Annotated in this window: 7 protein-coding genes; 4 read left to right on the top strand and 3 right to left on the bottom strand. The window is 61.2% G+C overall.

What is annotated here, in order from left to right; all coding sequences use genetic code 11:
- The 3 genes from HMPREF3166_RS06930 to HMPREF3166_RS06920 all read left to right on the top strand — a co-directional run.
- Window positions 1-774: hypothetical protein (locus tag HMPREF3166_RS06930; protein WP_168160731.1), on the top strand; the 774-nt coding region annotated here is incomplete at its 5' end.
- Window positions 775-797: 23 nt separating this feature from the next.
- Window positions 798-1,421 (top strand): DUF6802 family protein, encoded by a 624-nt coding sequence (locus HMPREF3166_RS06925; protein WP_237746779.1) that lies wholly within the window; start codon window positions 798-800, stop codon window positions 1,419-1,421.
- Between the two features lie 278 nt (window positions 1,422-1,699).
- On the top strand, window positions 1,700-3,520 hold the full coding sequence (locus tag HMPREF3166_RS06920; RefSeq protein ID WP_070488388.1) for a phosphoenolpyruvate carboxykinase (GTP): 1,821 nt from the start codon (window positions 1,700-1,702) through the stop codon (window positions 3,518-3,520).
- Between the two features lie 705 nt (window positions 3,521-4,225).
- Here the strand turns inward: HMPREF3166_RS06920 and HMPREF3166_RS06915 are convergent.
- The 3 genes from HMPREF3166_RS06915 to ahpC all read right to left on the bottom strand — a co-directional run bounded on the left by HMPREF3166_RS06915 (window position 4,226) and on the right by ahpC (window position 8,684).
- Window positions 4,226-5,473, bottom strand: a complete 1,248-nt coding sequence (locus HMPREF3166_RS06915; RefSeq protein WP_070488386.1) for a hypothetical protein — start codon at window positions 5,471-5,473, stop codon at window positions 4,226-4,228.
- Between the two features lie 882 nt (window positions 5,474-6,355).
- The gene (ahpF, locus tag HMPREF3166_RS06910; RefSeq protein ID WP_034969443.1) at window positions 6,356-7,936 is read right to left on the bottom strand and encodes an alkyl hydroperoxide reductase subunit F; all 1,581 of its coding nucleotides are present in this window, start codon (window positions 7,934-7,936) and stop codon (window positions 6,356-6,358) included.
- 184 nt (window positions 7,937-8,120) lie between these two features.
- The gene (gene ahpC / locus HMPREF3166_RS06905; protein WP_034984431.1) at window positions 8,121-8,684 is read right to left on the bottom strand and encodes an alkyl hydroperoxide reductase subunit C; all 564 of its coding nucleotides are present in this window, start codon (window positions 8,682-8,684) and stop codon (window positions 8,121-8,123) included.
- 392 nt (window positions 8,685-9,076) lie between these two features.
- On the opposite strand from ahpC, the gene HMPREF3166_RS06900 reads away from it, so the two are divergent.
- Window positions 9,077-10,585 (top strand): YeeE/YedE thiosulfate transporter family protein, encoded by a 1,509-nt coding sequence (locus HMPREF3166_RS06900; RefSeq protein WP_070488384.1) that lies wholly within the window; start codon window positions 9,077-9,079, stop codon window positions 10,583-10,585.
- The last annotated feature ends 83 nt before the right edge of the window (window positions 10,586-10,668 follow it).

The following is a 10,668-nucleotide window of genomic DNA, read 5'->3' as shown; positions in this document are numbered from 1 at the left end:
GCTGGCCCGGAGCGACATCCCGATGTTGTTGTTGCGGCGGTGGGGCACGCCACCGCGGAGGATCGCGAGGTCGCCCGGGCCGTCGCGCAGGCTATGGGTGTGGTGTTGCTCTGGCCCTTTGGTAGTGACGCCCCCTCGTCTGAATGGGCCGACACCCCAGGCTGGGTCTGGTGCGAGGACGCGGACGAGGTGTGCGAGTGGATCCGGGAGCTGTGCGTCGATGTAAACGAGTGGGAGGTGCAGGCGCGCCGGGCGGATGCCGAACGGCTGGACCGGGTGCGCATCGCCACGCGGCTGAGCGCGACCCGGATCGCCCAGGAGGTGCTGGAGGATGCCGGCGCTGACAGGTTCGAGTATCTGCACGCTGTCTTCATGGCGCGGCTGCGCTTGGCGGTGCTGGAGCAGGGCGTGGTCTTCCCCGCGCTCCCAGAGGCGCAGGAGGATGCCCCGGCCCGGCCCGCCGCGGCGGTGGGCTCGCGGGCGAGTGTGGTGTTGGCCGCCGCGGCCGGCCTGGCGGCAGGGCTGGGGCTGGGAACGATGGTCGGCAGGCTTTCCGGGCCGGTGGTTGGCGTGATTGTTGGCGTGCTAGTGACTCTGGCGGTGGTGGGGGCGCGGCTGGTCATGCTGCGCTCCGAGGCGCTGAAAGCCCGCGCGGCAAAGGAAGACGCAGTACTTAGACAGCATTGGTCGGCAGTGGTGACGGAGGTGGTTGCCCGGTTGGAGATCCCGCCGGTGGCGCCCCGCATCCGCAGCCTGGCGATGGAGGCGAACTAATGGGTGACCTAATGGATATGGGCATGTTTGACTTCCCAGATGACGGGATCACACCGCAGAACCCTCTGGCAGATCTGATCGGCGCCCACGAGTTGCACGAGCTGCACGGCGGCGCGCCGGGCAACCCGGGCAGCCTGGGAGGCCTGGGCGGCCTCGGCGGCGGGCTCGGCAGCGGCCTGACCGTCGAGTACGGCGGCCGCGAATACTACGTGGACGAACTCAACTCTCACGATCCCAACGCCCACGACCCCAATCGGGCGCCCGGCCAGCGCGGTGGCGCCCACTCAGGCGCCCACCCGGAAAGCCGCTCGGAAAGCCACTCTGGCGCCAGCCCGGGGAGCAACTCGAGCGCCGACCCAGGCGCCGACCCGGGCGCCCGCGCGTGGTACGGCAGCGGAGGCGTGGAAGAGTCCGTCACCATCGCCGACGACCAGGGAATGAGCATCCTCAGCGATACGGATGGCGACGGCAAAGTGGACTACGTCTCCTCAGTTTCCTACGACGGACAATGGTCAGCCTGGCGGTGGATAGAGACCGGTGAGGCCGAAGGGGCGTCACAAAGAAAGAACGACGATACCCCCGATCCGGGGAAGGGGCGATGGCAAACCGACGCCTGGAAATGCGTTGATCGGGGGGAATGGGGTTAGTCGGGGTGTGACGTACAACCACTGGCCACGGAACCAAACCACGGCCCCGGCGCTTCACGATAGTCTGGGGGTGGAAGGGATACCTGTGTCTTTGCACAGGCCCGGATAATTACAGATCACAGCTATATTGAATGCCCAAAAACCGCAGGATTTAGTAGAGTTAATAATGAATACAACCGGGTTTGAACTGGAAGTTTAAACCGACGGTCGGCTATTGAATGTTTGTGCATATTTGGCCGGGCCGGGTTGTGGGACACAAACACGTAGGGAGAAAATCGATGACCATTCGAGGGCTTGTCGGCGAGGCGCCCACCAAGAACCAGGAAATGCTGAACTGGATCGAGGAGGCCGTGGAGCTCTTCCAGCCAGAATCAGTCGTGTTCTGTGACGGCTCCGAGGAGGAGTGGAACCAGCTGGCAGAGCAGCTGGTCGAGCACGGCACACTGATCAAGCTGGACGAAAAGGCACAGCCGAACTCCTTCCTGGCGCGCTCCAACCCGTCTGACGTTGCGCGCGTGGAATCCCGCACCTTCATCTGCTCCAAGACTGAGGAAGACGCCGGCCCCACCAACAACTGGATGGACCCGGAGCAGATGCGTGCCGAGATGCGCGAGCACTTCTCCGGCTCCATGAAGGGCCGCCGCATGTACATCGTGCCTTTCTGCATGGGCCCGATTACCGACCCGTCCCCGAAGCTGGGCATCGAAATCACCGACTCCCCGTACGTGGTTATGTCCATGCGCATCATGACCCGCATGGGTAAGGAAGCCCTGGACAAGATCGGCGAGAACGGCGAGTTCGTGAAGGGCCTGCACTCCGTGGGCGCTCCGCTGGAGCCGGGTCAGGAAGACTCCACCTGGCCGTGCAACGACACGAAGTACATCACCCACTTCCCGGAGGATCGCGAGATCTGGTCCTACGGCTCCGGCTACGGCGGCAACGCCATCCTGGCTAAGAAGTGCTACGCGCTGCGCATCGCCTCCGCCATGGGGCGCGACGAGGGCTGGATGGCAGAGCACATGCTGATCCTGAAGCTGATCAGCCCGGAGGACAAGGCCTACTACATCTGTGCTGCCTTCCCGTCCGCGTGCGGCAAGACCAACCTGGCCATGATCCAGCCGACCATCCCGGGCTGGCGGGCAGAGGTCGTCGGCGACGACATCGCATGGCTGCACTTCGGTGAGGATGGTCGCCTGTACGCCGTGAACCCGGAGAACGGCTTCTTCGGCGTGGCACCGGGCACCAACTACGCTTCCAACCCGATGGCCATGAAGTCCATGGAGCCGGGCAACACCCTGTACACCAACGTGGCCCTGACCGACGACAACAACGTCTGGTGGGAGTCCAAGGAAGGCGAGCCGCAGCACCTCATCGACTGGCTGGGCAACGAGTGGACCCCGGATTCCGGCAACAAGGCCGCACACCCGAACTCCCGCTACTGCGTGCCGATCGAGCAGTGCCCGGTTGCCGCACCGGAGTTCAACGACCCGAAGGGCGTGCCGGTTTCCGCCATCCTGTTCGGCGGTCGCCGTGCGGACACCGTGCCGCTGGTGACCCAGGCTCGCGACTGGAACCACGCCACCTTCATCGGCGCCACCCTGGCTTCCGGCCAGACCGCCGCTGCTGCGGAGGCTGCCGTTGGCTCCCTGCGCCACGACCCGATGGCCATGCTGCCGTTCATCGGCTACAACGCGGGTGACTACCTGCAGCACTGGATCAACATGGGCAACAAGGGCGGCGACAAGATGCCGGAGGTCTTCCTGGTGAACTGGTTCCGCCGTGGCGAGGACGGCCGCTTCCTGTGGCCGGGCTTCGGCGAGAACTCCCGCGTGCTGAAGTGGATCATCGACCGCATCGAGGGCCGCGTGGAGGCCGACGAGACTGTTGTTGGCTACACCGCTCGCTTCGAGGACATCGACACCGATGGCCTGAAGGAGACCGAGGAGGACATCCGCGAGGCTCTGGCTGTGAACCCGGCTGACTGGGAGCGTGACCTGGCCGACAACGAGGAATGGCTGAAGTTCCTGGGTCCGAAGGTTCCGTCCGAGGTCTGGGACGAGTTCAAGGGCCTGAAGGATCGCGTGGAGGCTGCGAAGTAGTGGCTTGCTGCGCCTGATGGCGCTGCGCTAGGCGCTGCGCTGCGTAGCGCTGGCAGCTCGCGTGCAGTGCTGGTAGCTTGCGTCCGCGAGCGTGCTGGCGCTAGGCGCTGAACTAGGCGCTGAACTAGGCGAAGCGCCGGGAGGGTTTTCCTCCCGGCGCTTTCTTTGTGCCCAGGCCTCTGGGGGCTGTGTTTGTTAAACCGTCCCAGCGCCGTTTCTGCGCGCCGCGCCGCCACTTCCTCCTTCGGCTAACTCCAGGGCTAGGGTTAAATGTCGGAAAAGTTGCAAAACGTAAAATTCGGCGCACACCTCTGGTTGAAGAAAACGCTCTGACCAGGCATTTTATGTAGATGAAAAATGTACCCAATAACGTTTTGCAACTTTTACGACATTTAAGCCGAAGTCCCAGCCGACTGGGAGCACGACCAGGCCGACAGCGAGGAACGACTGGAGTTCCAAGGGGCGAAAAACTCGTCCACACGGTATTTGGCAACAATGTTGGTGTTGAAGATTTACGTCATGGTGGCGATGGCTTCGCTGCCGTTAGTGGTTATGTTTACCTGTACAGGTGCGGTGTAATCGTTGTAGATTCCTGCGCGAATAGTGGTGTGGTGCCAAAAGTAGCAAGGGGAAAGACTCAAAGATGGATAGCCGGGAGACTCTTATTTAGTTGAATAAGAAGGCTAAAATCGGTAAGAACCCGTCCTAACCGAAGAACTCCGTCTTGCTAATACTCATAAACGCGCCCTTACCAGTTTTTGCGTTCCAACACGTCATGCCGTTGTATTCCGAGTGGCAGACATGGTCGCCGAAGTAAATGGTCTTGCCGTAGGGCACATCCTCGATTTCTGAACCGCCATCATCGGGAGCGTAAGGCGGCACATCGTCCCTTGGCATGAGTTTCCAGTTCTTGAAATCCACCCACCAGTTTGCACCGGCGGTTTTGCTGTATCCGTAGGGTTTCGTATCGCGGTAAGAGGGAATTCCACATCCTGCGAAAGAAGCGTCTACTGCACACTTGATATTTCCGCTTGGTGACTGAAATACCGCCCGGTCGTGCATGTAAGATTCCTTATAGCGCCTTACAACCGTTGCTTCGAGAGCATCCGAAGGAATCGGCCCACCGGCCTTCGCGTAAGCGCCTTCGGGGAGGTCCTTATTCGCGGAAGCCGAGGCGTCGCCATCAGGATTGGGTTTGTTGCCTTCCTTTCTGTCACCCTTCTTCACGTAACCCGCAGGCAGATCGGGATTAGGCTTTTTCCCCTTCTTTTTCTTACTTTTATCCTTGCTATTGGAGCTATCGGATTTCGCGGAAGATTCGCCGGATCCGAAGTTAGAGCCAGACTGGTTCTTCTTCAGTCCGTTCGCGTCGTCGGTGACGTACCATTCCAACTCAACCTGCTCAGCTGGAGTGCCCGTGACCTGGCTCCATTCGCTTTTCTCGCCCTCGGTGAGCTGCTCGCCGTCGAAATTGTAATGAATCGTTGGCACTTCCGGGCGCCCGCTTGTGTAAGACCATTCGTAGATTCCGTCGCCCTCGCTGGAAGCCGCTACGTTAGCCCGAGCTGCAGTGGTTCCCGCGCCTGCCACCAGTTCTCTATCCACGGCAAAGGGCTTTCCATCCTGGCCAATTGCAATAAAAGTCACCGGTGAGAAATACTTGCAATCATTCTTGAGCAATAGCTCCGGAACTTCATCATTATTCGCCTCAATCAGTGCATAGGAATAAGTCCCAGTCGGGTGATAATCGTCGCGGTCGGAATAATCGCGTTCGTATTTTTCCGGATCTTTCAAAACATCCTTGTACGCATCGATCGCCTGCTGCGTCGGGTCGGCCTTTGCTTCCGCCTTCTCGCCGCTCTTCGCATCGCCCCTATTTGTACTGCTTGCCGCCGAGTTGTCCTGCGGTTCGTCGCTCGAACAGCTGGTCATTGCTAAAGCCGCTATGGTCATGACGCCCACAGCCCCAACTCGCCACCGACCCCGCTTCGCGTGGACGCCTCCGTGGCCATTGGTTTTCGAGGTGAGATGGGTGAGGGCGGAGCGCAAACGCATGGTGGTCCTTTGCTGGTAGTGAGAATTGCATTAAGTTTCTTAAATAGTACTCACACTTCCGCTATTTCCGCTGGGTTTGGCGCGGTCTGCTAGCGCTTGATATTTGCGCCATGCTGTCAGTAATTGCCGAGTTTCCTGGGGTGCTGTGTAGGTCGGAAAGGGGTGAAGAAAGGACCTAAAGTAGCGATCGGAAGTCTTGCAGGCTTCCTCGGGAGGGGTGGGAGTGGCGGGTTCGTCTTGGCGGGAGGGAGCTAGCTCCCCCGTGGACGGTTGAACCTGCTCCACGGAGGGGTTCTGGGATGCGGAATTGTCGGGAAAGTTGCAAAACGTAAATCTCGGGACACATCTCTGGTTGCGGAGAACGCTCTGACCAGGCATTTTATATAGATGAAAAATGTACCCAATAACGTTCTGCAACTTTTCCGACAATTAAGCCCCAGTGTTGGGCTTTATGGGTGCGCTCGACGGCGCAGAGCGGAGTCAGTCTGGGTGGATGGGGTGTGCTGGGCGTTGGCCTGGGTAGATCGAGATGTGCTGGGGTGTCGGCCTGGGTAGATCGAGGTGTGCCGAGGTGCTGAAAATGGGGCTTCAGAGGCGGAAATGTCGCTAGAACGGGAATGCGCAACCGTGTGCCATGGGCACCCTCCCAGCCGCAAGTCGCTGACCTGCTGGTTTGCGGTAGTGCAAATTGTTTGCAGTAACGCATTCCCGTTCTAGCGACATTTGAACTGAAGGCCTGGCGGCCACCATGCCAGCCAGGCCGCCAAACCAGTTAGTCCCCTACGCCTTCGGCGCAGTCACCGTGTACTGCCACGCGCCCAGCGCAGCGTTTGCGCCAGCACCCTGGGCAATCACGATCTGCTTGAAGGGCACTTCCGTGCAGTCGCCGGCGGCGTACACGCCAGGGATGTTGGTGGCATTGTGCTCGTCCACCACGATCTCGCCCATCTTGTTCAGCTCTAGGCCACTCTCGCCCAGCCACTGGGTATTCGGCACCAGGCCGATCTGGATGAACACGCCCGCGACGTCCAGCGACTTCGACTCGTCGTTAGTGCGGTCCGTGTAGGTCAGGCCGGTGACGTTCTTTCCGTCGCCCACGATCTCCGTCGTAGCTGCCGACGTAATCACGTCGATGTTCGCGGTTTCCTCCACGCGCTGCATCAGGATGTCATCCGCGCGGCAGGCCTCGCCGAACTCCAGAACCGTCACGTGCTTCACCACACCTGCCAGGTCCAGCGCGGCTTCGATGCCCGAGTTTCCGCCGCCGATCACGGCCACGGACTTCCCCTTGAACAGCGGGCCGTCGCAGTGCGGGCAGAAGGTCACGCCCTTGTTGCGGTACTCTTCCTCGCCTGGAACGCCCAGGGTTCGCCACTGTGCGCCCGTGGCGATAACCAGGGCACGGGCGCGCAGGGTGGCGTCATCCCCAAAGTGCACCGTGTGTAGGCCACCCTCCTCGGTGGCAGGGGTCAAGCCGGTCGCGGCCTGGGCCTTCACCACGTCAATGTCGTACTGGCCGACGTGCTCTTCGAACTCCGCCGCCAGCTTCGGCCCCTCGGTGGAGGGTACGGAGATGAAGTTCTCGATGGAGTTCGTGTCCAGCACCTGGCCGCCGAAGCGCTCGCCGATCAGGCCGACGCTCAGCCCCTTGCGGGCAACGTAGATGGAGGCCGCTGCACCCGCCGGGCCCTGGCCAACGACCAGCACCTCGTAGGGCTTCTTCTCGTTCAGCTTCTTCGCCTCGCGCGCGGCGGAGCCAGTGTCCAGCTTGCGCACGAAGTCTTCGATGGTGGTGCGGCCCTGGCCGAACTCCTCGCCGTTCAGGTAGATGGTCGGCACGGCTAGGACGTTGTTCTCCTTGACTTCGTCCTGGAACAGCGAGCCCTCCACCGCGGTGTGCTTGATGCGTGGGTTCAGCACCGCCATGGTGTTTAGCGCTTGTACGACGGTCGGGCAGTTCTGGCAGGTCAGGGACATGTAGGTGACGAACTCGTAGTCACCGTCCAGGTTTTCTACCTGCTCGATCAGGTCCTGGTCTTCCTTGATCGGGTTGCCGCCGACCTGCAGTAGCGCCAGCACCAGGGAGCTGAACTCGTGGCCCATCGGGATGCCCGCGAAGGCCACGGAAATGTCGCTACCAGTGCGGACGATGCTGAAGGAGGGCTTGCGCTCGTGCGCGTCGTCGTCGCGGTGGGCAGTGATCTTGTCGGATAGCCCGGCGATGTCCTGCAGCAGCTTCTCCAGGTCCTCGGAGGCCGAACGATCGTCCAGGCTGTACACCAGCTCGATGTCCTTGGTGATGCGGGGGACGAGCTGGCCGAGCTGCTTGCGCAGGTTGTCGTCCAGTAGTTGCTTAGCCATGGGGTGCTCTCTTTCTTTGTTTATTGACGCCACCCTGCGGGGGTGCGCCACACGTGGGTTCTTCGGGGGATGGGATTTGTTGGTGGGGTAAAGGCACTAAAAACGGCGGGCGGGATCCGTAAGTGGAAAGCCCGGCCCGCCGTGGGTTTCCCGCCTGGGTGCGGCGGGGGAGTGGAAGGGGAAGTTAGATCTTGCCAACCAGGTCAATGCCCGGGGTCAGGGTGTCTTCGCCCTCTTCCCACTTGGCGGGGCAGACCTCGCCCGGGTGCTCTGCAACGTACTTAGCGGCCTTGACCTTGCGGACCAGCTCGGAAGCGTCACGGCCGATGCCCTCGGCGGTCTGCTCGATGTACTGGATCTTGCCCTCCGGGTCTACCAGGAAGGTTGCGCGGTCTGCCTGGCCGGCGCCGGGACGCATGTTCTGGAAGTTGTTGGTCAGCTGGCCGGTGGAGTCGCCCAGCATGTAGTAGTTAACCTTGCCGACCTGCTCGGACTCTGCGTGCCATGCCTTGTGCACGAAGTGGGAGTCGGTGGATACGGCGTAAACCTCTACGTCCAGGCCCTTCAGCTCTTCGTAGTGGTCAGCCAGGTCGCCCAGCTCGGTGGGGCAGACGAAGGTGAAGTCGCCCGGGTAGAAGAAGAAGATGGACCACTTGCCCAGGACGTCGTCCTTGGAAACCTCGGTGAACTCACCGTTGAAGAAAGCGGGGTTCTTGAAATCCAGAATCTCGGTGTTGATGAGGGACATGCTGTGCCTCCTTGGGGGCTTGGTTTCGGGTTTAAGTTGGCAGTTATTCACAACCGTCGCCACAAAGCCTACCGATTTTCTTCAGTCTTGTTTTGAAGTTGAAGTGGATCATCGGGGGCGGCAATGTGGGCTGCTTGATTGCGATCCACCACCCATTATAGCGATGGCTTTGTAAAAGTCAAGGATTGATAGGTTTAGATTGGTGGCGGGCTATGGGTTTAAATCGGAGGTCGCTATCAATGCTGATTTATGGGGCCTTGCGTGCGGTTTGCGAGGCTTCGTATGTGATGAACCTCTCTTAGGGCTTGAGGGAGAGTTGCCCGGGAGGCTAATATTGCGCATTCAAACAGACAGACAGATCGGTTCATTTTTAGTTTGGAGTAGGGGAACCCATGATTGTCACCGGATTGGCTTTAGGTGCTGTCCTTGGCTGGGTCATGCAACGCGGCAGGTTCTGCGTAACCGGCATGATTCGCGACATTTTCTTGAATAAGACCTGGCGGGGCTTCACCGCCCTGCTTATCGTCATCGCAGTCCACGCGGTCGGCCTTGCCGCCCTCACAACTGCGGGAGTGATTACACCTGAGTACAAGCAGTTCGCACCGCTCGCCGTCGTGCTGGGTGGTCTGCTTTTCGGCATGGGCATCGTGCTGGCGGGCGGCTGCGCATCCGGCACGTGGTACCGCTCCGCCGAAGGCCTTATCGGCTCGTGGCTGGCACTGGTCTTCTACGCAGGCAGCGCCGCCGCTATGAAGGGCGGTTCGCTTAACGCCCTCAACGAGGGACTGCGCAGCTGGGAGCTGCCCATCACCACCATCCACGGGTCTCTGGGGCTCTCCGTGTGGTGGCTCGTCATCCCATTCACGCTAGGGGTTGCTTTCCTTACCCGCCACTTCCTCGCTCAGGAAGCTAAGGCGCCGAAGATGGCGACCCTGAAGCCGAAGAAGACAGGCCTCGCGCACCTACTGGCGGAAAAGCCCTGGCACTTTTACCCCACCGCGGCCATCATCGGCGCGCTGGGTGTGCTCGCATGGCCGCTGTCGGCAGCGACGGGCCGCAACGACGGGCTCGGCATCACCAGCCCATCGTCCAACCTGTCTAAGTTCCTCGTCAGCGGCGAAGATACGGTGGACTGGGGAGTCATGCTGGTTCTCGGCCTGCTGGTGGGCGCCTTCTTTGCCGCCAAGGCATCCGGTGAATTCCGTTTGCGCGTTCCCTCCGCTGAGCAGGCTGTTCGCTCCGTCATCGGTGGCGTGCTGATGGGCGTGGGCGCCTCCGCTGCCGGCGGCTGCACCGTGGGCAACGGCATGGTGCAGACCTCCCTGTTCAGCTACCAGGGCTGGGTTGCGCTGCTGTTCATCGCCATCGGAATTGGCATCGCCGCCAAGCTGTGGCTCAAGCCCACCGATGCGGTGCCGGGCCAGGCGTCTAACCCGACGCCCAACCAACCGAGCCAGACGCAGTCTTCCCCGCGCACCGCACAGTCTGTACAGCCTGCACAGTCCGTACAGTCCGCTGCAGAGCAGAAGGCCATGGCGGCGCAGCTGGGCTTCCAAACCACGGGCACCCTGCTGCTGGATCGAAAGACCACGGCTGCGGAAAGCGCCGAATCGAGTGGCATCGGCGGGGACAGTGACCTCGGCAGAGACAGTGATCTCGAGCTGGTCGGCGACCGGACTTACAAGCTCGACACCCTTGGTGCGGTTTGCCCGTTCCCGCTGGTTGATGCGAAGGCGGCAATGGCCGACCTTTCCGTCGGGGACTCGCTGCAGATTGACTTCGACTGCACCCAAGCCACCGATGCCATCCCGCGTTGGGCTGCCACCGATGGCCACGAAGTCACGAACTTCGAGCAGACCACCGACGCAGGCTGGACCATCACCGTCAAGAAGGGCAGCTAGGCTGCCAGTAAACTACCCGGCCCCACCGCCCCGAATTGGGGGTGGTTGGGGCGAGAGGGGCGTCACTAAGAAAAGCGAGCAAT

The organism is Corynebacterium sp. HMSC08A12, from assembly GCF_001807485.1.
Lineage (GTDB): Bacteria > Actinomycetota > Actinomycetes > Mycobacteriales > Mycobacteriaceae > Corynebacterium > Corynebacterium evansiae.
This window is presented reverse-complemented; position numbering and strand designations above follow the sequence as displayed.

Coding starts and splice junctions, on each gene's coding strand:
- HMPREF3166_RS06920 (WP_070488388.1), top strand. CDS start 1,700: ATGACCATTCGAGGGCTTGTCGGCGAGGCGCCCACCAAGAACCAGGAA.
- ahpC (WP_034984431.1), bottom strand. CDS start 8,684: ATGTCCCTCATCAACACCGAGATTCTGGATTTCAAGAACCCCGCTTTC.
- ahpF (WP_034969443.1), bottom strand. CDS start 7,936: ATGGCTAAGCAACTACTGGACGACAACCTGCGCAAGCAGCTCGGCCAG.
- HMPREF3166_RS06915 (WP_070488386.1), bottom strand. CDS start 5,473: ATGACCATAGCGGCTTTAGCAATGACCAGCTGTTCGAGCGACGAACCG.
- HMPREF3166_RS06925 (WP_237746779.1), top strand. CDS start 798: ATGTTTGACTTCCCAGATGACGGGATCACACCGCAGAACCCTCTGGCA.
- HMPREF3166_RS06900 (WP_070488384.1), top strand. CDS start 9,077: ATGATTGTCACCGGATTGGCTTTAGGTGCTGTCCTTGGCTGGGTCATG.